Source organism: Paenibacillus sp., assembly GCF_048976745.1.
Classification (GTDB): Bacteria; Bacillota; Bacilli; order Paenibacillales; family Paenibacillaceae; genus Paenibacillus.
The window spans coordinates 549,100-575,076 of the sequence record NZ_JBHGUU010000024.1 but is presented as its reverse complement, the minus strand read 5'-3'; the positions used below and the strand labels follow the sequence as shown (position 1 = coordinate 575,076).

38 protein-coding genes are annotated in these 25,977 nt (G+C 43.8%); 33 read left to right on the top strand and 5 right to left on the bottom strand.

Features of this window, described 5'->3' with window-relative positions:
• Nucleotides 1-98 precede the first annotated feature (98 nt).
• The 3 genes from ACE3K2_RS28615 to ACE3K2_RS28605 are packed head-to-tail and all read left to right on the top strand — an operon-like array spanning nt 99 to nt 1,886.
• Nucleotides 99-674 carry an NUDIX hydrolase gene (locus ACE3K2_RS28615; protein ID WP_421898168.1) on the top strand — a complete coding sequence of 192 codons (576 nt, stop codon included), beginning with the start codon at nt 99-101 and terminating at the stop codon, nt 672-674.
• Nucleotides 675-719: 45 nt separating this feature from the next.
• Nucleotides 720-1,232, top strand: a complete 513-nt coding sequence (locus ACE3K2_RS28610; RefSeq protein ID WP_421898165.1) for a DUF4275 family protein — start codon at nt 720-722, stop codon at nt 1,230-1,232.
• Between the two features lie 60 nt (nt 1,233-1,292).
• On the top strand, nt 1,293-1,886 hold the full coding sequence (locus ACE3K2_RS28605; protein WP_421898162.1) for a DUF4304 domain-containing protein: 594 nt from the start codon (nt 1,293-1,295) through the stop codon (nt 1,884-1,886).
• A 103-nt stretch (nt 1,887-1,989) separates the two neighbouring features.
• Here ACE3K2_RS28605 and ACE3K2_RS28600 read toward each other — a convergent pair whose 3' ends face one another.
• Nucleotides 1,990-2,811 carry a DUF2785 domain-containing protein gene (locus ACE3K2_RS28600; protein WP_421898159.1) on the bottom strand — a complete coding sequence of 274 codons (822 nt, stop codon included), beginning with the start codon at nt 2,809-2,811 and terminating at the stop codon, nt 1,990-1,992.
• A gap of 76 nt (nt 2,812-2,887) precedes the next feature.
• Here ACE3K2_RS28600 and ACE3K2_RS28595 point away from each other — a divergent pair, with 76 nt between their 5' ends.
• Complete coding sequence (locus tag ACE3K2_RS28595) at nt 2,888-3,181, top strand: RNA polymerase alpha subunit C-terminal domain-containing protein (RefSeq protein ID WP_421898156.1); 294 nt, start codon at nt 2,888-2,890, stop codon at nt 3,179-3,181.
• Nucleotides 3,182-3,200: 19 nt separating this feature from the next.
• On the opposite strand, the gene ACE3K2_RS28590 is transcribed toward ACE3K2_RS28595, so the two are convergent.
• Nucleotides 3,201-4,145 (bottom strand): hypothetical protein, encoded by a 945-nt coding sequence (locus tag ACE3K2_RS28590; protein WP_421898153.1) that lies wholly within the window; start codon nt 4,143-4,145, stop codon nt 3,201-3,203.
• Nucleotides 4,146-4,510: 365 nt separating this feature from the next.
• Between ACE3K2_RS28590 and ACE3K2_RS28585 the strand changes: the two genes are divergently transcribed.
• From ACE3K2_RS28585 to ACE3K2_RS28555, 7 genes are all read left to right on the top strand, one after another.
• A complete protein-coding gene (locus tag ACE3K2_RS28585) occupies nt 4,511-5,017 on the top strand; it encodes a DUF2569 domain-containing protein (RefSeq protein WP_421898150.1) in 507 nt (168 codons plus the stop codon).
• Nucleotides 5,018-5,149: 132 nt separating this feature from the next.
• Nucleotides 5,150-5,764 carry a histidine phosphatase family protein gene (locus ACE3K2_RS28580; protein ID WP_421898147.1) on the top strand — a complete coding sequence of 205 codons (615 nt, stop codon included), beginning with the start codon at nt 5,150-5,152 and terminating at the stop codon, nt 5,762-5,764.
• Between the two features lie 52 nt (nt 5,765-5,816).
• Nucleotides 5,817-6,473 carry a pyridoxine/pyridoxamine 5'-phosphate oxidase gene (locus ACE3K2_RS28575; RefSeq protein WP_421898144.1) on the top strand — a complete coding sequence of 219 codons (657 nt, stop codon included), beginning with the start codon at nt 5,817-5,819 and terminating at the stop codon, nt 6,471-6,473.
• Between the two features lie 80 nt (nt 6,474-6,553).
• Complete coding sequence (locus ACE3K2_RS28570) at nt 6,554-7,123, top strand: GNAT family N-acetyltransferase (RefSeq protein ID WP_421898141.1); 570 nt, start codon at nt 6,554-6,556, stop codon at nt 7,121-7,123.
• Between the two features lie 258 nt (nt 7,124-7,381).
• The gene (locus ACE3K2_RS28565) at nt 7,382-8,338 is read left to right on the top strand and encodes a radical SAM protein (RefSeq protein ID WP_421898138.1); all 957 of its coding nucleotides are present in this window, start codon (nt 7,382-7,384) and stop codon (nt 8,336-8,338) included.
• A 219-nt stretch (nt 8,339-8,557) separates the two neighbouring features.
• Entirely contained in the window at nt 8,558-9,571 is a 1,014-nt protein-coding gene (locus ACE3K2_RS28560; RefSeq protein WP_421898135.1) for a phosphodiester glycosidase family protein, read from the top strand.
• A complete protein-coding gene (locus tag ACE3K2_RS28555) occupies nt 9,568-10,581 on the top strand; it encodes a GtrA family protein (RefSeq protein ID WP_421898132.1) in 1,014 nt (337 codons plus the stop codon). The genes ACE3K2_RS28560 and ACE3K2_RS28555 overlap by 4 nt, the downstream gene beginning before the upstream one ends.
• A 158-nt stretch (nt 10,582-10,739) precedes the next feature.
• Here ACE3K2_RS28555 and ACE3K2_RS28550 read toward each other — a convergent pair whose 3' ends face one another.
• From ACE3K2_RS28550 to ACE3K2_RS28540, 3 genes are read right to left on the bottom strand one after another with little or no spacing between them, the layout of a single operon-like run.
• Nucleotides 10,740-12,194 (bottom strand): PTS transporter subunit EIIC, encoded by a 1,455-nt coding sequence (locus ACE3K2_RS28550; RefSeq protein ID WP_421898129.1) that lies wholly within the window; start codon nt 12,192-12,194, stop codon nt 10,740-10,742.
• A 26-nt stretch (nt 12,195-12,220) separates the two neighbouring features.
• The gene (locus tag ACE3K2_RS28545; protein ID WP_421898126.1) at nt 12,221-12,727 is read right to left on the bottom strand and encodes a PTS sugar transporter subunit IIA; all 507 of its coding nucleotides are present in this window, start codon (nt 12,725-12,727) and stop codon (nt 12,221-12,223) included.
• Nucleotides 12,724-13,608: a PRD domain-containing protein gene (locus ACE3K2_RS28540; RefSeq protein ID WP_421898123.1), complete on the bottom strand. Its 885-nt coding sequence runs from the start codon at nt 13,606-13,608 to the stop codon at nt 12,724-12,726. Before ACE3K2_RS28540 ends, ACE3K2_RS28545 begins: the two co-directional genes overlap by 4 nt.
• A gap of 297 nt (nt 13,609-13,905) precedes the next feature.
• On the opposite strand from ACE3K2_RS28540, the gene ACE3K2_RS28535 reads away from it, so the two are divergent.
• From ACE3K2_RS28535 to ACE3K2_RS28430, 22 genes are all read left to right on the top strand, one after another.
• The gene (locus tag ACE3K2_RS28535; protein ID WP_421898519.1) at nt 13,906-14,616 is read left to right on the top strand and encodes an AAA family ATPase; all 711 of its coding nucleotides are present in this window, start codon (nt 13,906-13,908) and stop codon (nt 14,614-14,616) included.
• A 73-nt stretch (nt 14,617-14,689) separates the two neighbouring features.
• The gene (locus tag ACE3K2_RS28530) at nt 14,690-15,178 is read left to right on the top strand and encodes a cysteine hydrolase family protein (RefSeq protein ID WP_421898120.1); all 489 of its coding nucleotides are present in this window, start codon (nt 14,690-14,692) and stop codon (nt 15,176-15,178) included.
• A 259-nt stretch (nt 15,179-15,437) separates the two neighbouring features.
• Nucleotides 15,438-15,959 carry a GNAT family N-acetyltransferase gene (locus tag ACE3K2_RS28525; RefSeq protein WP_421898117.1) on the top strand — a complete coding sequence of 174 codons (522 nt, stop codon included), beginning with the start codon at nt 15,438-15,440 and terminating at the stop codon, nt 15,957-15,959.
• A gap of 24 nt (nt 15,960-15,983) precedes the next feature.
• Nucleotides 15,984-16,394, top strand: coding sequence for a hypothetical protein (locus ACE3K2_RS28520; protein ID WP_421898114.1), 411 nt, complete (start codon nt 15,984-15,986; stop codon nt 16,392-16,394).
• 149 nt (nt 16,395-16,543) lie between these two features.
• On the top strand, nt 16,544-17,026 hold the full coding sequence (locus ACE3K2_RS28515) for a hypothetical protein (RefSeq protein ID WP_421898111.1): 483 nt from the start codon (nt 16,544-16,546) through the stop codon (nt 17,024-17,026).
• Between the two features lie 70 nt (nt 17,027-17,096).
• Nucleotides 17,097-17,561: an NUDIX domain-containing protein gene (locus ACE3K2_RS28510; RefSeq protein ID WP_421898106.1), complete on the top strand. Its 465-nt coding sequence runs from the start codon at nt 17,097-17,099 to the stop codon at nt 17,559-17,561.
• A 48-nt stretch (nt 17,562-17,609) separates the two neighbouring features.
• Nucleotides 17,610-18,245 (top strand): zinc dependent phospholipase C family protein, encoded by a 636-nt coding sequence (locus ACE3K2_RS28505; protein ID WP_421898103.1) that lies wholly within the window; start codon nt 17,610-17,612, stop codon nt 18,243-18,245.
• A gap of 47 nt (nt 18,246-18,292) precedes the next feature.
• Nucleotides 18,293-18,796 carry a DUF4188 domain-containing protein gene (locus ACE3K2_RS28500; protein WP_421898100.1) on the top strand — a complete coding sequence of 168 codons (504 nt, stop codon included), beginning with the start codon at nt 18,293-18,295 and terminating at the stop codon, nt 18,794-18,796.
• Between the two features lie 25 nt (nt 18,797-18,821).
• On the top strand, nt 18,822-19,328 hold the full coding sequence (locus ACE3K2_RS28495; RefSeq protein ID WP_421898097.1) for a hypothetical protein: 507 nt from the start codon (nt 18,822-18,824) through the stop codon (nt 19,326-19,328).
• Nucleotides 19,329-19,532: 204 nt separating this feature from the next.
• Entirely contained in the window at nt 19,533-19,979 is a 447-nt protein-coding gene (locus tag ACE3K2_RS28490; RefSeq protein WP_421898094.1) for a LytTR family DNA-binding domain-containing protein, read from the top strand.
• Complete coding sequence (locus ACE3K2_RS28485) at nt 19,976-20,386, top strand: hypothetical protein (protein WP_421898091.1); 411 nt, start codon at nt 19,976-19,978, stop codon at nt 20,384-20,386. Before ACE3K2_RS28490 ends, ACE3K2_RS28485 begins: the two co-directional genes overlap by 4 nt.
• A gap of 15 nt (nt 20,387-20,401) precedes the next feature.
• On the top strand, nt 20,402-20,800 hold the full coding sequence (locus ACE3K2_RS28480; RefSeq protein ID WP_421898088.1) for a hypothetical protein: 399 nt from the start codon (nt 20,402-20,404) through the stop codon (nt 20,798-20,800).
• A 39-nt stretch (nt 20,801-20,839) separates the two neighbouring features.
• Entirely contained in the window at nt 20,840-21,130 is a 291-nt protein-coding gene (locus ACE3K2_RS28475; RefSeq protein ID WP_421898085.1) for a hypothetical protein, read from the top strand.
• A gap of 106 nt (nt 21,131-21,236) precedes the next feature.
• Complete coding sequence (locus tag ACE3K2_RS28470) at nt 21,237-21,584, top strand: hypothetical protein (protein WP_421898082.1); 348 nt, start codon at nt 21,237-21,239, stop codon at nt 21,582-21,584.
• Nucleotides 21,585-21,824: 240 nt separating this feature from the next.
• A complete protein-coding gene (locus tag ACE3K2_RS28465; RefSeq protein ID WP_421898079.1) occupies nt 21,825-22,334 on the top strand; it encodes a hypothetical protein in 510 nt (169 codons plus the stop codon).
• A 59-nt stretch (nt 22,335-22,393) separates the two neighbouring features.
• The gene (locus ACE3K2_RS28460) at nt 22,394-23,236 is read left to right on the top strand and encodes a hypothetical protein (RefSeq protein WP_421898076.1); all 843 of its coding nucleotides are present in this window, start codon (nt 22,394-22,396) and stop codon (nt 23,234-23,236) included.
• 45 nt (nt 23,237-23,281) lie between these two features.
• Nucleotides 23,282-23,533, top strand: coding sequence for a DUF7660 family protein (locus tag ACE3K2_RS28455; protein ID WP_421898073.1), 252 nt, complete (start codon nt 23,282-23,284; stop codon nt 23,531-23,533).
• 37 nt (nt 23,534-23,570) lie between these two features.
• Nucleotides 23,571-24,068, top strand: coding sequence for a YcxB family protein (locus ACE3K2_RS28450; protein ID WP_421898070.1), 498 nt, complete (start codon nt 23,571-23,573; stop codon nt 24,066-24,068).
• Nucleotides 24,069-24,083: 15 nt separating this feature from the next.
• Complete coding sequence (locus ACE3K2_RS28445) at nt 24,084-24,269, top strand: hypothetical protein (RefSeq protein WP_421898067.1); 186 nt, start codon at nt 24,084-24,086, stop codon at nt 24,267-24,269.
• Nucleotides 24,270-24,322: 53 nt separating this feature from the next.
• Nucleotides 24,323-24,889 (top strand): phosphoglycerate mutase family protein, encoded by a 567-nt coding sequence (locus ACE3K2_RS28440; protein ID WP_421898064.1) that lies wholly within the window; start codon nt 24,323-24,325, stop codon nt 24,887-24,889.
• Nucleotides 24,890-25,045: 156 nt separating this feature from the next.
• Nucleotides 25,046-25,561, top strand: a complete 516-nt coding sequence (locus ACE3K2_RS28435) for a nucleoside deaminase (protein ID WP_421898061.1) — start codon at nt 25,046-25,048, stop codon at nt 25,559-25,561.
• Nucleotides 25,558-25,932: a hypothetical protein gene (locus ACE3K2_RS28430; RefSeq protein ID WP_421898058.1), complete on the top strand. Its 375-nt coding sequence runs from the start codon at nt 25,558-25,560 to the stop codon at nt 25,930-25,932. Before ACE3K2_RS28435 ends, ACE3K2_RS28430 begins: the two co-directional genes overlap by 4 nt.
• Nucleotides 25,933-25,977: the final 45 nt, after the last annotated feature.

The following is a 25,977-nucleotide window of genomic DNA, read 5'->3' as shown; positions in this document are numbered from 1 at the left end:
GGGCAAAGAGCGTGAGATAGATGAGGGTCACGTATTCCCGTTGGGGAAGGTGGCCCTCTTTCTGTGTTTTCATCTATAATTGGGAGAGGAGTATATAGATGAAAGATTTTATTTTACATAGAGAGGAACGGATGCGGTTGAGCAGCTTAAATACAGAACAGTTCCCGGCATTGAGTACGTCGATTCATTGGGGGATTATTGAGGCGGAGTTCAGATTAAACGAGATCGTGGATGAAACGTTAGTGAGCAATATCAGCATCATTCCGTTTGTCGGGGATCAATGTGTTGTCTTTCAACTGGATAATGGAGATTGGGAGCTGCCTGGAGGGACGCTTGAAGCAGGTGAGCCGTATATGGATGGACTGAAGCGCGAACTGATGGAGGAACTTGGGGCAGAAATGCGTTCCTATCAGATTTTTGGCCAATTCCACTGTACATCCAGTGCGTTGGAACCGTATCGACCGCATATCCCGCATCCCCATTTTGTACGAATCATCGGATATGGTGATGTTGAACTTGTCGGTGATCCGCTGAATCCAGAGGATGGAGAGCAGGTGGTTGCAGTTGAAGTGGTAGAGATTGATGAAGCAATTCGGAGGTTCCAGAAGCAGAACAGATATGACATTGCGGAGATGTATCAACTGGCTCATATGCTGCGAGAAGAAGCTAAATAGTCATTTGAGGACCAGGTAGTTTAATGCCGATATCCTACGGAGGTAATGATGATTCGAGATAAAATTAACGAGCTGCTGGATACTTTACCCGAATTGGAACTGAACCGCGCATATTGGGGAATTGAGCGTATTCATCAGGAATATATGTTCAAGAAGAATTTGCAGGATAAAGGGGTTGTTGTCACCGAACTGTACGAGGAATCCGAAGGGATTGTAAAGCAATGGGACAGAGCATTCGCTAATAATATCGATGATGTGGTCAAAGAGTCTATCCATTATAGCCAGTACAAGTGGCATATGTTCAGTTATGAACAACAGAAATGTCTGACACATGATGAAGCACGAGATGCTTTTAATGCCGAGCCAAAAGATGAAGTATATGTGATGTATGAAAATGGTGGTTGGGTGCTTTTATACGAAAACGCGAATCGGATTATTGCAGCGGATTTTAATTCGGAGCAGGATATCTATATCTTCGACCGGGCGTTTACATGGACGTACGTGTATACGCACGAATCCATGTGTGGCCCTTATTTTTATAAAATAGAACAAGTATGAATTTTGAACAAAAAGGGATAACATCGTATTCAATAAACTCTGACTTGGGAGTGATATTTCTTGCAGGAACTGTTTAAGAAGATCATCAATACAGACGTCAAACCCATATTTGCCAAACACGGCTATTCCAAGAAAGATTTGAATTTCACCAAAGCGGCTGGAAACCTCGTATATAAGTTCAACGTCCAGAAATCAAAGTATAACAGCAGTAGGCATGTGAAGTTTTATATTAACTGTAGTGTCCATTCCACCGAGCTTGCGGAGTTGCAGTCCGTTGCATCGAGTGGGGCCATATTGGAGAAACAATCGCATTTTACCTGCCGGATCGAGGAAATAGTCCCATCCGCCCCAGACCACTATTCCCTAACGCCTGATATCGATCCAGACGCTTTATCGAAAGAATTGGTGTCGCATTTGGAAGAGGGCATTTCATTCCTACACTCGCTAACAGGAGCCAAAGATATAATCCATTATTATATGGCGAAGACAGTGCTACATTTAAGTGAAGAAACTTTCTGCTTTCTGCTACAAGCCGGTGATACGGAAGAAGCCAAGCAATATTTAGAGCAACTACATGCCAAATACGGGGCCGAAAAGCGATGGGCGATATTTGAAAAGAGATATGCAGCCATTTTTGGGGAGTATGGAATGTAATCTTTATGGTAAGAAAACAAGCTGAATTTAACAATAATATCAATTGCGCTTTCTTCCAGATAATATTTCTGAGATAAAGATGTTAATTTGGAAGGACTGCTAATCATGAATAATATACGGGTTCTACTTTATATAATGTGCGCTCAATAGTTGGACCGAGATCAGCATCCGATTGATGAAATTTAATCCTGAAGTATAGACTTTTTAGAAAGTTCTTTATATTATTTTTTTGCCTAAACGATAGTAAAAATTCTGGGTCTTTCTCCACATCACCAAAACGTTCAATCCATTGCTTTATGTAAGTTTGACTAAGTATCCTTCTATTTAAGATACTAATGATGGATTTCACCATTCTTTCATCCTCCCCATCGGAGTACACGCGTTCGTTGACGGTTATCTTTTGATAAACTAGGTCGAGGATAGTTAAGAGATCAGTCTCATCTAGTTCGGTACACTGAGCTAAATCATCTAAAACATCTGCTGCGTGTGCTATGGCATGAGCCCAGCCTTTTACTTCGTCATATCCACGGTAATCACGCTCTTTTTGTACATTATAGAATACGTTCTCTTTGATCTGATGAATGTGTTCTTTTGAGAGAAATGGTGATTCTCTATGCCTGAGTAAAAAGAGCGATATAACCAACATAGAGAAAGATCGAGTGAATACAGAGTCTGAATTCGTTTCTCCAAGTCTAAAAAGCAAGTGGCTTTCATCCAAGACTATGGGTAAGATCTGCTCTAGTTCGTTTACAGATAGAGCATTACCGGGAATCCAATTCGATAAGGTAGTATAAATTAATTCATCACGCAGTTGGGCATCCAAAGAACCGATGTTATGTATCATTTCTTGTACCAATGGGAATATATCTGAAGGTGCTTGGTAGTCATTCTCTTTTATTAAGATTAAATTTTCTTTTAGATCCATTCTACACGCTCCTATGAGTAAACTTCATTCAGGTTGACTTGGTTATATTATACAATTTCTAAGGAGAGATGCCCACATGTCAAACGATAAAGGAACACTCAGAACATGCGAACAAGGCCATTCGTTTTATAAAAAAAGCGATTGCCCTACCTGTCCAACGTGCGAAGCTGAACGTAAACCTACAGAGGGATTTCTAGCTTTGCTGTCAGCTCCCGCCAGACGAGCCTTGAAGAATAAAGGCATTGCGACACTACAGCAACTTGCGGAGTACACGGAGAAAGAGATCCTGAAACTCCATGGAATCGGACCATCTGCAATGCCCAAACTGCGAAGCGCTTTGGAAGAAGAGGGATTATCGTTTAAGAAGTAACCCTCTTTACGCTGTTCCACTAATCCAAACCAGAAGCGGAAGTAATCTCCTCCATCGTTACCCGATACAACAAGTTACCTTCACTGAGTAGCAGACGATGTTGGCGAAAATCCTGCCGTGCCTGCTTAAAGGGCTGATCATCTTCATTTAGCAAATCAATCTTCTGTCCTTTGCTCAAACTTCCAGGCTTCTCCATTTTCTTAATTACAAACGTCCCATGTTTACCGTACCCGGCATCGAACAAGAAATGATAACCATCCGTACTGAAGCCCGAGGAACCGGAGATGTTTGGATTCATGAATGTAATGTTGGGTTCACGGGTGCCTCCTGAGATACAACCGAGTTCAAAATCGGTATAAAAGTAAAACCAGACCTGCTTCTCATTCACCACATTGAGTGCGTAACAATCCGCAATGTCAGCTGCGCGGTTTTCGTAGAGCTTATTGCCGTGCTCATCCCAGGCCAGCAGACCGCTTGATCCAATTGGATCGTTCCATCCGTAGTTACCAAAAATCCCTTCATCGAAGTAACTGGTCCAGATCGTTCCCTTCTCTGTGACCTGCACACTCTGGATACCGTCTCCCAACAGAAACTCGCGAATTGTATTTCCGTCCAGATCACACACTTTGGCATTCAGATCAAACTTTTCATTTCCGTAATTCGCACACCGTGCTCCGACGAGCAGCAGATGATCATGTAATGGTTGTACGTAATGATAATTGAACGTCTGTCCCCAGATGACAACTTCCTCGATAGTTTGATCAGTCACAATAAGCACTTTGTACGTATAGCTTTGATTCAATTTACTTTGGACGAACATACCTCGGTTTCTTTCAGGGATCTGATTTATCAGCAGCACATAGACAAGGCCATCGCCGCCCCACTGGGTGGAAACGATATCGAAGCCTTCGACATAATTTGAAATATCTGCAAAAGGCAAAAGTTTTACTTTGGGATTGGACATATCCATATCCTCCTTCGTATTCGAATGCAGAGTCACCATCTGCATATGTATAAGAGCATTATGACGTACGCGTACTATGTTGAACATGGTGCAAGTATAGCGAAGGTCTTTTTTGGCTTTTGCAGCATCTGAATACGATGGTTTAAAATGGATGCTTCGTCCTTGACACTCGTAGTACAATAAGGAAGTTGTGTAAAATTCTATAGGATAGGAGGATGCGAGGTAGCTATAGAAGAGTATCAGAATATACATACAACGCATTTGGAGTAAGGAGATAGAAGCACCCATAGATTTGATTTGCAATGTTGTTATTACGAGGAAGATTCATCTCAGAAAAACAAAATGATATAAGGAAGTGTTACAAGGTGGAACCACATATTCAAGAGCAAAAAACAGACTACCGTCCACTAGGCGTGTCGGGATTGGGTGGTTGGCTGATTCTCACCCAGATTGGATTATTTCTTACGGTGATTTTCCTGGCGATCCAATTGATTCTGTATTGTTTGCCCATGCTTACAACAGAGACTTGGGAGCTGCTAACTTCGGAGCAATCTGAATATTATCACCCGCTATGGGGACCGGTTGTTATTTTTGAAACAGTATATAACACGCTCTTTTTTGTGTTTGGCATTTATACGATCATTGCTTTTTATAGCAAAAAATCGATCTTTCCTCGTCTTATGATCATGTTTTATAGTGTCAGTCTGGCCGTTAGTATCATTGATTATTTATTGTTGCTTCAGATTCCGATGGCAAGAGAACTTGAGGATGGAAGCTCTTTAAGGGATATTGGCAAATCGGTACTCACTTGTGCCATCTGGATTCCCTATTTTATCAAGTCGGAACGAGTTCATAATACATTTGTAAGATAAATGGGTTGCAGGAAATGCCCGATCTTGGATAGAAGCTATCTGAGGTCGGGTTTATTGATTCTATTGAAAGTATCTATAAACGTAAAGTAGGTACCTGTGTTAAGGAATCTGTTCCAAAAAGGAGGAGAAATATTGAAAATATATCTGGTAAGGCATGGGATGGATGAGGAAGGCTATCGAGGTGGATGGAGTGAGCGTGGACTTACGGAACAGGGGATCAATCAATCTAGGAAACTGGGAGAGCATTTGCATCATCATGCTGAGGAGTACAATATACATACGATTATTAGCAGTGATCTTCCTCGTGCAGTACAGACTACACGGGAAATTGAGAAACAATTAAACATGAAGGCTAGTTTAATGAAAGATTGGCGGGAGATGAATAACGGAGAATTGGCAGGCATGCTCCATAAGGATGCGGAAGAACATTATCCAGGGGTTTATTTCAACACCCTTGAGATGCATTCCCCTTTTCCAGGAGGAGAAAGTCCAAGGGATTTTTATAACCGGATAAGCATATCTTTCGATAGTCTTCTTAGAGATATAGAGGAACACACAGTCAAGTCCAATGTCCTGTTAATTACTCACGGCGGAGTGATTAACATCCTGTATTATCTGCTTGAGAAGCGGGAATGGAGCAATCAGTCCAGCTTTTATCCCATGGACAACACCAGTGTACATACCGTTGAAAAGGGAAGGCATGGTTGGAAACTTAGCAACGCAAATGTGTTGAGTCATCTAGATTAGTTGTTTACTATATAAATTGAACTAAACATTTACAGAAAACGGAGGCGATGACATGAGTAATCAACCCATTGAACTGCTCCAACATTTGAAGTCTTTATCCGGCCCATTTCCAACGTGGGATACGGGGCAGTTGCCGGAGCGGCCGGGAAAGCTATTTTTGGAGTGGTTGAGATTGGCGGTTGAGAACGAAGTGAAAGAACCTCATGCCATGACGATCTCCACCGTGGATCACGATGGTTATCCTGATGCGCGGGTGTTGATTTTGAAAAACGTAATCGACGAAACGTTCTATTTTGCCTCCAGTTCGGAGAGCCGAAAAGGGCAGCAGTTGAAGGAGAACCCCCATGTGGCTCTCACCTTCTACTGGCCTTCACTGGGAAGACAGATTCGGATAAAGGGAATTGCCGAGGATCAGGGAGATCAAGCGGGCACTGATGATTTCCGCAAACGTTCAGCTGGAGCGCGAGCAGTTGCAATGACAGGGCATCAGAGTGAGATTTTGGATAGTGAGGAACTGCTGGATCGTGCCATTGAAGCTCAGAAAGAGCGTATTCAACGTGACCCTGATGTCGTTACACCTCACTGGCGTTTATATGCCGTGAATGCACAAGAGGTGGAGTTCTGGCAGGGAGATTCGGAGCGTAAGCATGTACGAGTCCAATATGTGATGCAAGAGGGGCAGTGGAAGACACGCCGATTGTGGCCTTGAATGTACAACAGATGAGTTAGGCAACACGGATCGAACGGTTATGTGTTTCTTTTCTTAACAATCTCAGGGAGGGTGCATCTATGAAAACGATTGAAAGTTTCCTCGAACCATTTCCGGTGTTGGAAACCGAACGGACGATACTCCGGCCGCTTACCTACGATGATCTCGATGATATGTATTGCGTTGTACCCGCTGTCTCGGAGTTCACCACCTGGGACGCGCATCAGAGCAAAGAAGACACGAAAGCTTTTTTGGATTTTGTCATGAGCCGGTATGATGTGAATTTAATAGGCCCATGGGGCATTGAAGATAAACACACCAAGAGACTGATTGGGAGTTGTAACTATCTGGGGTGTGATAGCGATAACAGGAGAGTTGAGTTGGGATATGTGTTATCTGATCAATATTGGAATCAAGGCTACATGACCGAAGTGGTGAAACGAATCATCCAATTTGGATTTGACGAGGTGGGATTGGAACGAATCCAGGCTCAATGTTTAGTGAAGAACACGGGCTCCGCGAAAGTTCTGGAAAAGGCCGGCATGCAATTCGAGGGTGTTCTGAGGAAATATATGAAGGTGAAAAATGAACTTCAGGATCTGAAGATGTATGCCATTGTAAAAGAAGATTTCAATACTTGCGTTAAATAAAGAAGGTATTTTAAAAGTCGTGTGTCATTATCATACTGGCGAGCCATGGATTTTCCTATAATCCTGAATTTATCAATTGTCTAATTCAATAATCATATGCCAAGTTCTCGCCCATTCCCGATCATTGAGGAGATGGGTTTTATTTTTGTTTTCAACAACCAACGTACATAATGTCATATCGTCAACCGTGTGCCTTCCGCTATAATCTTCAAGTTATCCAAATGTGGATTGAATGAAGGAATCAGGAGGTACAACGAATTGATAGCCAAAAACAAATATAAATCACTCGAACTGGAAACACCCGGTGTGTATGAGCTGGAAGGGCTTGAAGTGGGAGTGACATCGAACTGCAATTATAAATGTGACTACTGCTGCGCCTACAATCGGGATGATGGAGCATGCATCGGCAGTCAGGAAGTCATCCGTATTATCAGTGAGCTTCCTCGTCTCAAGCGTGTGCGATTGTCCGGGGGAGAAGTTACCCTGAAATACCAGGATTGCTTGGAGATCGTGACGTACTGCGCGGCACATGGCATTGATACACAATTGAACAGTAATGCCAGTCTGCTGACAGAAGAACGGATTCTTGCATTACGTGATGCAGGTTTGTCCAACATTCATATCTCGTTCAATTATACGGATGCGGAATCGTATGCTGCGTACTACCGTGTGCATCCCCGCATGTATGAGAGACTGGAGCAGAATATCCGTTTGTGTACGGAAGCTGGTCTGGAGACGGTGCTGGAAACGTTGCTATTTGAAGGTAACCAAGCGAACATGCAGGCCATTAGTGATAAGGTATATGATCTGGGTGTGCGCATCCATGAGATCCAGAACAGCATTAAGATGCCGCATACCGATTGGAGTCAGATTGTATCCAGAGGGTCCCTCGTTCGATCTGTGACGGAGCTGATTGCGCATAAAAAGCCGGATACAACGCTCTATTTTACCTGTATGGACCGGTTCGCTGAACAGTTGAATTTGCGTGAACAACCTGGGGTGTATTTCTCTAATTGTGTGGATGGCACGAAACAGCTGCACTTGCACGGCAACGGGGATATTCTCATCTGTGAGTTATGCCATCCTGTCGTCATTGGCAACATCTATAACGGAACGTCGTTGAAGGATATCTATGCCCAGCAGCCACCGGCGTTAACAGATTTTCTGGAAAAGCGTCCTTGTCCCGCGTACGATGCCCTTTTTGCAGATGCATAACAGCAAGATCTGACGAAGATATTTTGATATTTATGTTGAGCGAGATATGTACACGATAACAGAGACATTTAAGGCTATATAGATTGAAAATCAAGGTGATCTGATTTCCTCAATGGGAAAACGGATTGCCTTTTTTGATACTTTCATTTGGTTTCAGATTCATTTAAGCTACCCGGCCTAATATGGCCTTAAGAACTTAGATGAAGAGGTGAGCTTTACATGATGAAAATCTATCAGAAACCAACCCGGAAAGACCCACATAAAAGACCAATCTCCCCAAGAAAGCGAAGATGGCTCATCATCACACTTGTCATGGTGCTCGCGGTAGGTGGAATCCTGTACAGCCTTGCTGACCGTTATCTGATCCGGCATGTGCAGGTGGTTGTAGCGGATGAAAACACGGCAACGACAGCAACGGGCAACACGAATAATTCCACCAGCACTTCAACCACCGCAACTGATGTGAATGCAACGTCAGATGATTGGAATTATTCGAGTGATGATATGGAGGTCCATATTGATAAGGTACAGTCAGGATCTGGCTCGGATCAGACTACGTATTATGTCGCTGATGTTCAGCTAACAGATACAAGCAGCCTGCGAACCGCGCTGGCGGACAATAGCTTTGGAACAAACATTACCGAGAATACGTCAGAGATTGCCGCAGACAACAATGCGATCTTTGCCATTAACGGTGATTATTACGGATTCCGTGATGATGGTGTCATTATCCGAAATGGGACGTTGTATCGGGATAGCCCGACACGGGATGCACTGGCCCTGTTCAATGACGGAACGATGAAAACATATAACGAGAACGAGATATCTTCCTCTGAACTGCTGGCCGAAGGCGCAACCAATACGTTATCCTTTGGGCCCATTTTGATTCAGGATGGCGAGATCGTCAGTGATTTTAGCAGTGTGAAAATCGATAACAACTTTGGCAACCGCTCCATTCAGGATGCGAATCCAAGAACTGCGATCGGCATGATTGCTCCAAATCATTACGTCTTCGTGGTGGTGGACGGACGGCAGGACAACAGTCGTGGCATGACCTTGGCAGAACTGGCTGATGTCATGAAAGGCCTTGGAGCAACCGAAGCCTACAATCTGGACGGTGGCGGTTCATCCACGATGTATTTTATGGGCAGAGTCGTGAATAACCCGCTGGGACGCAACCAGGAACGTGGCGTAAGTGACATTTTATATCTGACGGAGGGACAAGGATCATGACGATATTAATTCCATCATATGAACCCGATGTGCGTTTACTGAATCTCGTTCTGCAGTTACAGACATTTAAACTTGGACCTATTGTGATCGTGGACGATGGCAGTGGACCCAGTTACCGTGGCATTTTCGAAACGGCAGAAGCCTATGGCTGTACGGTCCTGACACATCCCGTCAATCTGGGCAAGGGCAGGGCGTTGAAGACGGGATTTCAGTATATTAAGGAATACGGACCTCAGGGAGGTGTCGTGTGCGCAGATAGCGACGGACAGCATCTGCCACATGATATTAAACGTATCTTCGAAGTCCTGCTCGCACAAACGACACCCGGAATTGTACTCGGCAGTCGTCGTTTCGGTGGTAAGATTCCAGCACGCAGTCGTTTTGGCAACACAGTCACACGAGCGGTCTTTTCCCTCACGACAGGTACCAAGGTATATGATACGCAAACGGGTCTACGCGGTTTTCCCTACGCCATGCTGGACTGGTTGAACCAGATTCCCGGGGATCGGTTTGAATACGAGATGAACATGCTGTTAACGGCACACAAGGAAGGGTATGAGATTACGGAGGAGTTTATTGATACGGTGTATCTGGATCACAATGAGTCCTCTCATTTCCGCCCACTGGTTGATTCGTTCCGGATCTATATGCCCATTCTGATGTTCAGCACATCTTCGGTACTGTCTGCTCTGATTGATTTTGGATTATTATTCGTTATGCAGTATTTCACACATAATCTGTTTCTGTCGGTTGTTGCAGCAAGACTGTGCAGCTCCATCTTCAACTATACGATTAATCGGAAGTACGTGTTCTCCGCAGGACGAACTTCGAAGGTTCGGCAGTCTTTGCCCAAATACTTCTCACTTGTTCTACTGGTGCTGTTATTAAACTATGGTTTACTGTATTTTTATAATGAAAAACTGATTATTCCACTGCTCGCAGCCAAACTATTGACGGAAGTGTCCATCTTTGTATTCAGCTATTGGGCGCAGCGTAGATTTGTCTATTAACATAGAGAGAGTGGGCATATAGCTATAGCTTGCTCTCTTTTTTTTCAATCAAAACTGTTTCAAAAGAATATCCTGCGCTTCTTGTTAACAAAAAAGGTCAAGAACAGGGGTAAGCATACCCTTATTCTTGGCCTTTTAAACTCACAGGAGGACGAGTGTTACATCAGCTTCTTAATCTCATCCTTCAGGATTTCGGACTGGGTGCCGAAGATGACCTGCACAGCTCCACCACCGAGCCTCATGACGCCGGAAGCGCCGAGCTGTTTGAGCGCCCGATCGTTGACGGCTTTGTCATCCCTAACAACTAGCCGGAGGCGAGTGATGCATGCGTCGATGCTCTCGATATTATCTGTTCCTCCGATCTCTGCGAGCACTTTGCCAGCCTTGGTGTCGGCGGACGCTGACACGGCGGAAGTATCAGCGGGGGCATTGGCATCATAAGCGTCATCCTCGCGCCCGGGCGTTTTCAGGTTGAACTTGACAATCATGAACCGGAACAGGAAATAATAGACGACCGCAAATGCGAGTCCGACCGGAATCATGAGCAGCGGATTGGTCGACAGCTTCATGTTCACGAGGTAATCGATCAGACCTGCAGAGAAGGCGAAGCCCAGCTTAACATTCAACAGGTACATAATCAGGGCCGCTGCACCGGTAAGAATGGCGTGCACCACGTACAGCAGAGGCGCCGCGAACATGAAGGAGAACTCGAGCGGCTCGGTAATACCTGTTAAGAACGAAGCCACCGCTGCGCCGATAAAGATCGAAGCGACCATTTTACGCTTTTCAGGCCGAGCTGTATGAATCAAGGCAAGCGCTGCCGCCGGAAGAGCGAACATCATAATCGGGAAGAAGCCAGACATGAACATGCCTGCTGTAGGGTCTCCGTTGAAGAAGCGGGTCAGGTCGCCGTGCACAACTTCCCCGGCTGCATTGGTATAATCTCCAATCTGGAACCAGGCGATGGAGTTGAGGACATGATGCAGACCGAGCGGGATGAGTAGGCGGTTGGCGATCATAAACACCATGGAGCCAACGCCTCCAAAACCTACAATCCAGGCGCCGAAAGCGCCGATGGCATCCTGAATTGGGCTCCAGACCATGCCGAACAGGATGGCCAACACCAGCATGGAGCCGGCGGTGACCATCGGCACAAAACGTTTGCCGGAGAAAAAGCCGAGCCAATCAGGAAGCTTGATATTATGGTATTTTTTATACATATAGGCTGCAAGCAGTCCGGCAAATATCCCGCCCAATACGCCCATATCCAGCTTGACATCGTCAGGAATATAGCCGAATACACCTGGGACAGCTCCCAGAATCCGCGTCAGCACCATATAAGCGATCAGGGCGGAAAGCGCGGCGACCGCATCCCCCGCCAGTCCGATTGCCACCCCAATGGCGAAGATGAGCGCAAGGTTGCCGAAGATCGCCCCCGCTCCCTCATTCAGGAATGGAACTACATACTGATTAAGAAATCCCCCGATCACGGGACCGAGCGGAATGTCCTTTTCATAATTAAGAAGACCGAGGCCTTGAAGGATACCTGCCGCAGGCAGGGTAGCTACAGGAAGCATCAGGGATTTTCCCAGCTTTTGCAGTGATTTCAGCATATTATTCTTCCTTTCTTTGATTTAGGTTATTTGGACAAGCTGACTTTCATGATCGTTCCCATGCCTGCTTCTACGCTGCCATACTCCGGGTGCGACTCCCATGGCTGTTCAGCCGCATTCGCAACGATGACAGGGGTGATGACCGGATAACCTGCCGAAGCGATCGCATTCAGGTCAAATTCAATCAGGGTCTGACCGATAGTGACCTGATCCCCGGTTTGCACTTGGGGGGTGAAGCCCTGTCCTTTCAGGCTGACAGTATTCATACCGATATGCAGCAGCAGCTGCAGCCCGGAAGCATGCTCAACCATTACGGCATGGTGTGATTTGATCAGGTGTACCACAGTTCCGTCGATAGGGGCGACCAGCCTGCCCTCCTGGGGAATCATTGCGACTCCCGGTCCCGTAAGTCCTTGCGCAAACGCTTCGTCAGGCACTTCTTCCAAACTGACGCAGGTTCCGGTGAGCGGGGAGGCGACGGATATTGTTTCAGATGTTTTGGCAGATTTGTTGTTTTTCCATTTCCAGATCATTGTGTGTTGTCCTTTCTGTTGTTGGTTTTCGCATGGGTTTGAAAAAGCCGGTATAAATGCATTGCGAGAAAAGCCGTTTCTTCCTCGGGCACTTCTGTACCCAAACCCTCGGCCATTACAGCGCTCAGTTTTCTGGCCAGCTGATATTCGGACGTATATTCATTTTTCACATATTGTGCGAAGGTGGGCGCCGTCATCGGCTGCTGATACAGGCGTTCCATGGAGAAGCGCAGGTGTATCATGAGTCTTGCATGGCTAAGGCTGCCCTGATCAAAGCGAACGCCACCCTCCTCTTCAATAATCGACAGAAGCTTGCTGATCACATTGGATACCTTAACCAACTGTCCGACAGGGACGTGATTTACGGAGGAGTACACATGGTATGTCAGGAACCCGGCCTCATCCTCCGGTACCTCTACGCCAAAGGCCTCTCCGATCATGGCCGCCGCTTCCGAGGCGATTTCGAATTCTTTCGGAAAACTGAGCTTTGTCTCCGTAAGGAAAGGATTCAGAATCTCCATCCCGTTACGGATACGATATAAGGTGAACTGAATATGACTCGGAAGAGCAAGGTAGATCTTGTCATTCAGCTTGCCTGGAAACTGATCAGCGATGAGACGGATAATTCGGTCAGAGACGTCGATGACATTGGGGTCCAAGTCCCTCATTAGCTCCTGCGCCTGTCCCCACTCCTCCCGGTCTTCCAACCGAAATCTTTTCTCAATCCGCGGATCATCGGCCTGAACGATACTTTCCACCTTAAACGCAAATCCCAACCCTTTGCCAATCAGTACATACTCCTTGGTATTCTGGTGCGAGCGGGCAAGAACAATATTACTGCCGACGACTCGCTCCACCTGCAGAATCATTCCTTTACTCACGGTTCCCCGCCTCCTCGTTTCTAAAGTTAACGCTTTCATGCTTCCGGAACGCAAAAAGAGCCAAGAAGCGAGTATAGTTTCATGTTCGCTTCTTGGCTCATGCCCTCTGGGGTGGTAACACGCCAATTCATTTTATGTTTTTATCAGAACGTTCTTCCTACATAATATAAAAGCTGATCTGCCACCGTCAACCATAAATTTTGTCATCCATCTGTTCATTGTTTAATATAGGAATGTGTAAACGAAAAGGTACCTGCCGTAGATGGAGCCAAATCTAACATGAATAGGAGTATGCCGATGTATCTTCGAAGTGTGGAACTCATGTCGGCCAAGATCGAGAATCGGGACCAATATCCTTTTGACATCCCCGCGATCCGGTCTTTGGAACGGTTGGAACTTAGGAATAACGTTACTTTTTTTGTAGGTGAAAATGGTTCAGGTAAATCTACGCTGCTGGAAGGCATCGCTGATCAATGTGGATTCAATACCGCAGGGGGCGGCAGGAATAATGCCTATGAGACACATGCTTCGGAATCCTCACTCGGGAATTATCTCAGGCTGGCATGGTTGCCCAAAATAACGAATGGTTTCTTCATGCGCTCTGAATCATTCTATCAATTCGCATCGCATGTGGATGAGATGCCGGAGTCGCTTCCATATTATGGCGGGCGTTCATTACATGAACAATCGCACGGGGAATCTTTTCTGAGTCTGTTCGTCAACCGCTTCAGTTCTAAAGGCATCTATCTGCTCGACGAGCCCGAAGCCGCATTGTCCCCAGCCAGGCAGCTTTCCTTATTGCGTATCCTTCATGATCTGTCAGGCACTTCGCAATTCATTATTGCAACGCACTCACCTATTCTGCTCGGATATCCGGGGGCGGAAATTTTAAGTTTTGACGATAGCCATATACAAGAGGTAACCTATGAGGATACCGACCATTATCAGATTACTCGCAGCTTTCTGGAGAACCGCGACCGGATATTGAATGAACTTTTTAAGGACTAAATTAAGTTATCCGTGTAAACAAGGGAAAATACTAAACCATGCAACGTAAAATGTATTGTTGAGGAGTGATCGGATGAAAGTTGGTTTGCTGATTATTGATATGCAAGAGAGTATTGTGCGGAAAAAGATGGACCAGACTTCGATAGACCATGCCTGTGAGTACATTAATCATGTGGCTAATGTGCTGCGCACGAATGGCCATGTGGTCGTTCACGTACAGGATGTGGAAGGTATGGAAGAGGCAGCGCCAGATGAGTATCGCATTATTCCCGAGGTAGATGTGAATGAGAAGGATATCACGGTTACGAAGGAAGCGTCCAATGCTTTCTGGCAGACTGATCTGGAGCAGGTGTTGAAGAATCATGGCATTGAACTATTGATCATCGCCGGTTTTGCCGCAGAGGAATGTGTTCTATTCACCTACAACGGAGCGATGGAGCGAGGTTTCCGGCCGGTGATGTTGCAAAATGGAATTCTTAGCACACATCACGAAGCGGTGATCTCAACGTACAGGGACCGCAACGTGATCTCATATCCTGTAGTTGATTATCTAATTCAATAAGTGTTGGCTAAAGGCAAGTGGATACTTGGTGAAAAATATAGATAATAAGAACAATAATCAGGCTCTGTATGGAGTCTTTTTTTTTGCACGACTTTTCATGTCCGCTGTGAAAGTAAGGTTATCTATGGTTTAAATCAAACTTTGCCTATGTCTGCTGGGGTTGAAACGATATATTGAGATCGGGACAGAGCAAGCTCGTTGTGGATATCGTAAAGTCTTGTATGGATCATTAACGAACTAATGATAAAGGAGAGGTGCAATGAAGATGAATGTAGAAATTACGCGTATTTTGGCAGAACAAAAGGAATTGTTTCTCAATCTGTTCAACTTGTATTTATATGATCTGTCCGAATTCTCGGGCGAAGATCTGCTGGAAGAGGGTACATACGATCCAACCAACACGTATCTATATTTGGAACGCGATGAGTTGCATCCGTTTTTGATTCAGTACGATGGGAAAGTGATTGGATTCGTCCTGGTGTGTTCACCTCCATATGTGCCGGAAGAAGTGGATTATACCGTGCAGGAGCTGTTCCTGGTCAAAAAGTATCGCGGACAGGGACTGGCAGCACAAGCGGTCGATTCGGTTTTTGCTCAGTTTCAGGGTAGATTCAAAGTAGAACAGCTCGCTAACAATGCAGCAGCAGTTTCGTTCTGGAAAAAGTATTATGAGCAGCATCAGATTGAATATACCGAGTCTGAATATAACATTGAGATTGACAATATCACTGGCAGCCACCGGATTTTGTCCCAGACTTTTGTGTGTAAAAGAGAGAAATAATATGTAAATTAGAAGGTGATTAGCTTGTTTATTATCGTTGGAACTAAGGGGAATTTGAAGTGGATTTCAGGTGTATTTCAGGCAGAAGATGTCGCTAAACAGTACATGGATCTTATACCTGATGAGCTTAAGGTATACCAAGAATTCATTCAGATAGAGAACATCACCTATCCTTTTTATATTATAGAGCGTCAGGAATCTCTATTTAGGTTTCTAGGCAAAGATGAAGTGATTTCACTTTTCGATCATACGGAAGTATCAGAAGACGAAGATGAGGTGCACTTCAATATCTACACAGTGGATTCAGATTATAGACCGAAGAAACCTGGAACAGATTACATGGGAGCACTGAGGCATGATCATGTGACCAATGAATTTATAGAAATGTATCGAGAAGAAGGAACAGCGTTTCTGAATAGACGAAGGGTTTTATGAATGTAAGGAAGTTTTTTCACGGTCCTATTTTGCTTCTCCTAATTTGGGAGTTAGATAGGATCTTTTTCAATTTCCATTTACCAATACATGGGTTATGATGAATTAAGAGGAGTCTATGGGAGTGAGCGTGTAAGGGGGCGCATGTAGGTATGCCGAAGCATCATTTTGTTATCGAAAACAAATCGCAAGTAGACGGGAATATTCATACCTACTACTCATGGGATTCACAAGGGAGAATACATGGAAGTGGATTAACCACGGAGAATCATACAACCTTGGAAGACGAATTCATTGCATACCTCTATGATTCTCTTCAATGGTTGGATACATGGAATCCATCTACCTGTATGCGATGTAGTGGACTGAACAACGATGGAATAACTGTTATTGAAGAACAGGATGCTTTGTTAAAGTTTCATCAACTGATTCGGGCTTGGATTGATGTGTTCAGCCATGCGCCAGATCCGATTGTTCTAACAGGGAATTACTGTTTTGATGAAAAAGAACAGAAGGGCTGCTACGAGAAACTCGTGTACAATAAAGTTGAATTAATCGACGAATTACATAAGCTTGCGAACATGGCAGAGTATGCAGGGGTAAATGGAAAATGTATTGTGCATTTTGGGATATAAATCAATAAAAATGTTTTCTGATTAAAATCGTATGCTGTTGAGAAGCAACCCAACAGAGAGGAGCAGAGATATGACTAGTCGTATTGTAGTTACGGGTGGAGCTATTATTCGAGATCATATGGGAAGGGTTCTGCTGCAAAAGAGATCAGATTATGGAGATTGGGGATTACCCGGTGGTGGTATGGAGCCAGGTGAACGAATCGAAGAAACCATGATTAGAGAAGTGAAAGAGGAAACAGGGCTTGAAGTGAGCTCTTATGAATTGTCCTCGATCTACACGGGTGAGAGGATGCACTATACGTATCCGGATGGAAATGAAGTAGTATTTGTAATGTTTTTATTTGACGTTATTGCGGAGTTGGAAGGAAAATTCTGTGATGATCAAGTAACTCTTTTATTTGAAGATGAACAAAAGGAATCATTACAGCTTGTTTTCAGATATCTTGATGAGATTGATATTTCGACAATAAACAATGTGCAGAAGCCTATATTTGTAGATTTGAAGCAAGGAGAGTCTAAACTATTACGCGAGTGATAGCGTTAATACAGTAGTTTTATATTGATATCGAAAGGAGTTTTTACATTGCCTTGGCCTATGGTTCATTTTGCAATTGCATCCGAATTGATCTCCGAGCCATCCCCGGAATTGTTATTGGGAAGCCTCGCTCCTGATTCCATCCATGTAAGAACCAATCTCCGTACCGAAAAGGCAAAAACCCACCTCATGCCAGAGGAAGGGAGATTTGCAACAGACGAAGAATTTAAAGCCTTTTTTGAGTCAAACAAACAGTTAGCTTATAGTGATCCCAAATTTCTGCAATATCTGTGCGGTTACATCGCCCACATCTATACGGATCGCGTGTGGACATTTGATATCTATCCTGCGTATGAAGTCCGCCCCAATGGAAGAAGCGTGTATACACATGATGTTAAGAAGCTGGAGTTTATGATTTTACGGAATCGGAACAAGGCCAACGATTGGTTAAGTGAGCTGAACGTGGGGAGAGCATTTGAATTAGGCGGACTGCTGGAAGCTGAGGTGTATCAGTATAGGGCAAAGAAACTGGAGTTTTTAGATAACCCTGACAACGAACCTTTGGGTGACTTCAACATTATATCCATGGAAGCTATGGAGGAGTTCATACATACAACAGGATTAGCGCTAAAACAATTGTATACAGAATGGAATGTGTATGAAGTTTTATGTGAAAGGAAATAGCATGATGCAGAAAACAAATCCGATTTTATGTTGAAAGGAGGAGTGACGTGGTCAATATCCATAAGGGAAGGTATTCAGCTCAGATCGAGGGAGAGTTTGTTGTTTTTATCATCGGAATGAGGATTAATCGTCTGTGGGCTATACATAAATGGCTGCCTGTTCTACAGTCCATGGGCCCGATGATTAAAGAGCTGTATATGAATCCGGAGACCGGATTTCTAAGTACAGAGTATTTTGTAAGCTGGCGTGGGGTGACGTTACTCCAATACTGGCGGTCTTACGATGAATTGGAGAAATACGCACGGGGCGGACTGCACTTGGAAGCTTGGAAAAGATTCAACCGCTCCATTGGTTCCGATGGAACTGTGGGCATCTATCATGAAACGTACAAGGCTCAGTCAGGTTCCTTCGAGACCATATACGCCAACATGCCCGAATTTGGATTAGCTAAAGCGTCTGAACATGTACCTTCGACAGGGAAGATGGAGACATCCCGACGCAGAATGGGCGGCGAGAATGAACCGGCAGTGGAAACACCAAAGAATCCCTAAAGTAGTGAATAGAGAGGAGCATGTTATGAAGGCTGGACTTCGACCAGAAGATATACATTCCAAGCAACTTAGCTGGCTGTGTATTGAACCCATGCTTGTTTCGGTACGGGGCAGAGATATGGCAGCCAAAACAGAACTATACCGACAGTTAAACGAAGGGCAACAAGCTTTATTTCTATTCTATTCCTATCATAATCATACGAAGAGTCTGGCAGAGTTTTATTGGTTTTCGGCATATAACATCATCGAGATTAAGAGCTGGGATGGGATTAAAAATGGGATGCAATATTTTCGTTTAGATGAAATGGTGAATGTACTGGACCAGATTGAATGCCTGATTACGGACCGAAACAAAGTGGGTGAAGCGTGGCGTGAGGTGCTGGCAACGGATCTGGAGAAGGACCCTATCTTGCTTCAGAGAACAGAAGTGTTGTATGCGACCTATCAGACCGTGGCGCAAGCAGCGATTGCACACATGAACGAGATGATCCTGCAAAATCAGGAGATGTATCTGGAGATAAAGCAGAGTTAAGGCAGTACCTTGATAATAAAATGAACAGCTCATGCTTTGAATGTTTTGGATGAGTACATAGACGAACTGCTCCTACGGAGTGGTTCTTTTTAGTATCTATGCAGTGCTGATGCAACAAACCTGCAAGATCCTGCAACAAAACGCGATTCAGTGGGATTGTCGGAACTATGCTTGTAATATGAGTTGTGAGAGGAGGGGCAACACGTGAAAATCATTTTTGAAGAGGATTCAACAATAGAGCAAAAAGTAGCCAAGGTAACTACTCATCCGGCGGAGAAGTCGAAGTGGGACCGTATTCAGAAGGCAATCTGCGCATCGGAGACTCAATTAACGGTCATCCATGCCAAGAATAATCGCAATATACAGATCCAACTGGGTTCGGTGGTTGCCTTTGAATCAGAGGATCGGATGTGCGGTGTCCGGGTGATCTCAGGTGAGAGGTACTTGCTACCTAAACGTCTGAAATTTGTAGAAGAGGATCTGGATGACGTTCATTTTGTAAAAATCAATAATCAGACCATCATCAATACTCGATACATCACCGCATTCTCTGCAACAGACCATGCCCGAATTAAGGTAGACCTGAACGATAGCTCCAGTTACTTCGTCAGCCGTTTTTATATTAAAAACTTTAGGGGGAAATTATCATGATCACTCAACTTAGACATTCTTTTTTTCAAGTATTCACTATAATGACGCTATGGGTCACGCTCTTGGCAACAATATTCTTTGGTGATCTGCCCATTAAGATGTCCTATTTATGGAACATAGCGGGTATTGCTTTCATTGCTGCTGTAGTGTTTGGAATGATGTATAACCTGCTATGGAACCATTTTACGTTAAAACCGATTTGGAATATCGTCATTTCTTCCACATTCAATATTGCAGGAGGTATGGCAATGGTATGGTTATTCTCGGTAGACATGTTCCAATTTATCGCTCCCTGGTTCCCCGGCATGTGGTTATTATCTATCGTACTGCACATTATCGCGTTTTATTTTTATGCTAGAATGGATAGCAGGAAAAAAGCGGAAGAGTTAAACAACATCTTGAAGTAGGTAAGGGGAACAAATATGAACGAGGAAGAACTATTGCAGTTGTACGGGTTGGAACCTGATGAGGTAAACCGAGAGGCTATTCGTCAGTTGCTTCATCAAGAGATGGAGAACCGACAGTCAGAGGATAACGAAGTTCTGAAACTATTGTGTATCATGTTGTTCTGTATCGGAAATGTAGAGGACACTGGACTGATCTGGCAGGCCAAACAAATGAATCAGGATACGAGCAGTTATATTGATGTACAGTTATTATGTGGTGCAGGATATGAGGAGACCTTGTTTTATCTGGAAAAGAGGGACGGTGAACAGGCGCACAAGGAGTTGCTGTATCTTAGACAGTGCGAGCCATATGATTTTGTTGATTTCTCCAAAGTGGAATGGGTCTTGGACTATAAACGATATTACGGTGTTTGATATAAACGAGTTAACGGACATATTGGAAGGAGGGGGAGTATGCCAAGTTTGCATGACAACATCATATTAAGCTACGAAGTAGATCTAGAGAACGAAAGAATCAGGATGCGTACTCGTTCAAGTCATGCAGTGCCGAAAAATATGGATGTCTTATTCTCTGGTGTAATGGCCCATGCGTTTGATACACCGCTGCATGGGAGCATTATTTTCGATCTGGATGAGTGGGATTTAAAGCATTTTATCCCTTATAATCGAGAGGTGTTAGAGTCGGGGAAGGGCTACGGCTGGCTGTCAGTTTCGATTCCTATGACGAATTGCACACCCGGCTGATTGAGGAAAAATACAAGTACATGGTGATCTCATCCTCGTATGGATTGAGTGGTTGGGTTCTGGCGAAGAACGTAGAGATTTCTGTTCAAGAAGCGAGGTGAATGGGATGAAGCCTGAATACACGCAACATGGTAGCAAGAGGAAGACAGGAGTAAGAACAGGTATTGTTATGCTCGTTATTCTGTTCGTTGTTCTGTTAATGACCAATCCAAACGAAGAGGATTTTGTTGCTTGGCTCTCAAGTGAACATGGCATCCATTCTTCGTATGATGTGGTTGAAGGCAGGACGTTTACGCAGACAATCGACGGTGACGAAAATAGGCTTCACTATAAAGGTGGACACATACGTCATATGGGGATATTTTCAACGTACAGTTATCTTTTCTTGGATCATGAAGAAAAAGAGATCCAGATTGAAGCGGTCGGCATAATGAAAATGCTATTTAATAGGTAGGTAGATTGATTGTGGGGCAGTTACAAAAGTTGGACGAAATTTCTGCTGATAATCGCGCTCTTTGCATGAGGTAACGTGCAGAGAAGCGTGTTTTTTTTGCGTGAAAAGCGAGAGAAACAGAGAAGGTCTACTTCGTTTATTCGCAAATTCCACATTATGGGTTATGATGTACCTTGAGAGAAAATTTTACATACATAGGAAGTATTTTTATGTAGACGATTGCTGATTGGAGGACGGAATATGAAAAAGTTAACTTTAGTTTCATTAGTATTTCTACTTCTGGTGGCCTGTCAGAACCAGGGAAACACTGACGATGCACAGCAAACAATAGATTCATCACCCTTTAATGTCACAGAAAAAGAGGCACAACAGAATGAAGAAATATCGACATCCCAAGAGAAGGAAGACACCCCACCAGAGTACCTCGATGAAACAAGCTATACCGGGGATAAATTGGAAATTGTCAAACTTATGAATGCACGTATGCGTTATTTATACGAAAAGGATGAAGCAGCATATATGAGTCTGATTGATCCTGAATCTCCTATATTAGGGATGGGAAGATACACAGTTCTCAAGGTTACTTCCATGAGCGAGATAACTATACAGGAGCAGAGGAAGCTCTATCAGGCAGTGGTGATGGTTAACGAGATAAATGAGAACGACGAAGAGTATAGCAATACGATGGTGTTTTGGAAAAAGAAAGAAGATGGCGATTCTGCGCAATGGGTTATTGCAGATATTGATTAATAGAATAATGTCTGACACATGGAAGATGCTTATCTTCACACAACATAAAGGGTGATCTAATGATGACAAGGCGATTAATACTGATTGAAGGATTACCGGGTTCAGGCAAGTCAACGGTTGCCCAAATGGTATCCGAAATTTTAAAGGGCCAGGGCAAGGAGGTACAACTCTTTCAAGAAGGAAATCTGGATCACCCTGCTGATTACGAGGGCGTATCTTTTTATTATGCTGGAGACTTTGAGGTTTTATTGAAAAAACATGAAGAATACAGAGAAATTCTAGTAAGCAATGCAACTGCCCATGGCGATGGTTTTCTGATTCCTTATCGTAAGATGAGAGAACAGTGGGGAATAGAGCTTCCCGATCACATTGTACAGGATATTTTCAACCGAGATATTTACGAGATTCCTTTTGAGCAAAATGTGAAGCTGATCACCGAGAAGTGGCAAGATTTCACCAACAACGTGTTAAGCACGAATGATGACTGCATCACGATATTTGAGTGTTGTTTTATCCAGAATCCACTAACCATGGGCCTCGTAAAATGCGATCAATCCAAAGAGCAGAACGTGCAGTATGTATTGGAACTGGGGCGTATCATTCATGCGCTGAATCCGCTTCTCATCTATATCGACCAGAAAGATATATCCTTTACCTTTGATAAGGCGGTTAGTGAAAGACCCAAAGAATGGTCAGAGGGATTCATTCATTATTATACGAACCAGGGTTTGGGGCAAGCGCAGGGGTATCAGGGTGTTCAGGGTACGGTACAAGTTTTACAAGAAAGAAAGAAGCTGGAGTCCGAGATCTACGACTTACTTCAGATGGATAAGGTATGGCTGGATAATTCGGAATATGACCGCGAGGTTTGTAGGCAGAAACTAGAAAAGATTCTGAAGTAACTGATGGCGCTAGAATCATCATCGAGAGCAGGTGAACTAAACAACATGAAAAAAACGTTATTTGAACTTGTTAATGAAGTCGAAGATGAAGTGACTTTTATGGCTTTCCTGCAACAATTAGCTAAGGATCGGGAAGGTCATGCAGATGAATGGCAGAATGATTCCATAGCGTCATTTTTGGAAGCGGCAGCCGAGTGGGGGCAAGCGTCGGTAGATGGATTAATCCATTACGAGAAGCAGGTTAACCCATGGAAGAGATGTGCTCAGATCCTGTATATGGGCAAAATTTATGAGTAAATAGATAGATTTTAACGAGTGGAGGAAAAAAGAAAAAATGATGCATATTCATCTGACAGAAGAAGATTACTGGGAAATGAACAAATTTGCGATGTTTAAACTGTATGGGAAGGGGATGCTGATTGCTGTATGTGTGCTGCCTGTGGCTATTACCATCATATTTAGACAACTGGATTTTTCATGGGTACAAGCCATTATTGCTGCCGTGCTTTGCAGTACATTTGCCAATGGTATGACTTACATACGAACCAAAAGGAAAATTAAGAAATTGGCACGAGAGAGCAAAGGCATACTGGGTGATCATCAGCTTGAAATCTCAGAGCAAGAGATTCGCTGGAGCAATGATATGACTTCAGGTGCAACACAGTGGAAAGGTTTGGAGAGCTTCAATGAGACAAAAAATTATTTCTTTATTTTCATTAATAAGGCAAGTGCACATGTGATTCCAAAACGATCTTTTGAATCGCAGGCGGAAGAAGTTCAGTTTGCAGAACAGGTCCGAACATATATGAAAACTGCTCATCATAATACATAACGGAGGATTATTGGCATGGTTTTGTTGGAAGTAGCATTGATTGTTGTAACAGCTTTATTGTTAGGGATTGGGGCAAAAAGCAAAAGGAAACTGTTGCTTAAATGGGGTATAGCCAGTTTGATTTTATTGCTCGGACTCGTTATTTTTTCATTCGTCACGGGATTCATAGATGGAGTGTCTGATGGATGGTCAGCAAGATGAATATTTAGAAAACAAAAATATATCGGTTGAGCATCTTCAGGAATAGAGGGCTTATGGACATTACATTTATTCGTCATGGTCACGGTGAACACTTGTTAGATTACCCTAATCAATTAAATCGCCTGCATCCTGGTCTCACTGAATTGGGAAAACGTCAGGTTATAGCGTTGCGTAAACAAGTGGTTGTTGCGCCTGAAGACGTCATTTTGGTTAGTCCAACCAAACGTACTATTGAAACGGCACTCCTTTTAGCTGAAAATATCAATCTTACGTTCAGCCCGCTGGTTGGCCCAAGAATGTTTCCTCAGAATCCGGATTTTATTGCTTATGTCTGCGATCAGATCTATTCCAAGGAAGAGCTCAGCCATAAGTATCCTGGCATAAGAATGGTTGAGCTGGGGCTGGATTGTTGGGAAGAAAGTATTAATCAGATGGATGCATGTCGTTTCAAGATATTAGCTGAACAGCTTCTTGAATGGTGCAGGCAACAGAGTGGCAATACGTTTATCATTTCCCATGATGGCACGATAACGAACTACAGAATGTTACTCGGAGAACAAGGCTTAACCAAAAGTGATTTTCTTGGTGAATCAGGGCTGTACACAATGAGGAACGTTTAACGATTCTGTGGAGCAGGCAAATAGTTCAATCGCAGAGCTTGTTAGACAAGTTGAATTTTTCGAAGTCTACTGAATTAGTAGACAATCTCTTCTATTACACATTACAGAAGCAATCTGCTTTATAAGCCACTATAACCGCACTTAGGGGGATTTTCAATGAAGTTATCGGATTATGAATATCTAACTTTGGCTCTGGAAGAAGCAGAACAATCACTGATTGAAGGAACGTATCCGATTGGTGCGATAATCGTGGATGTGGATGGGAATGTTGTGAGTAAAGGCAGGAACCGAGTCTTCTCGGATTGCGACCCCACCGCACATGCTGAGGTGGATGCCATTCGTCGGGCCGGACAACATTTGCTGGATGTAGAGAATAAGAAATTCTCGAAGAAGAAAGACTTGACGCTTTATACTACCTGTGAACCTTGTCCTATGTGTTCTTGTACCATATTAATGTCGGGCATTAAGAAGATTGTATGGGCAGCCGATGATGAAGAGTATGGAGGGCTTCGACGTTTCAAGGAAGGGCCTCATTTTATCCATATGTTCGACACGTTATCCTGTGTTGCAGCACCATACCTTGATCTGGAAAATAAACAGAGAGCTTTGCTCGCCAAATGGAATATTGGTAGAGGGGTACTTAATACAGAGTGGGAGATTCCCAAACAATGAAATCTGTTCCGTTCTCCATACTTTTAGCCAGTGTCATTTTGGGTATCTCGTTTATTATTGGATGTATATTGTTAACGACTCAGGAGAGAAATAGTGAACTGACTCAGGCAGTAGAGCAAGAAGTGCCAAGTGATAAAGTATTATTGACGATGCAAGAAACTGCCGAGTATCTGAGTATGACTGAAGAACAGGTGATGAGTATTATTAAGGCGGAACAAGGGAGCTTTACCGTATCAGGTTTCTTTGATGGGAGAATGTTTCCGTTCATTAAGGTTCAGGATCAATTTTTTGTTAGTAGAGTCGAATTGGATCTGTGGATTCAGGAAGCATCTTCAAGTCACAGAAGATATATTAATGGACAGATGCAGTAGTCTATCGGAACGATCGCATAATCCAATGAAAGGGGATGAATCCAC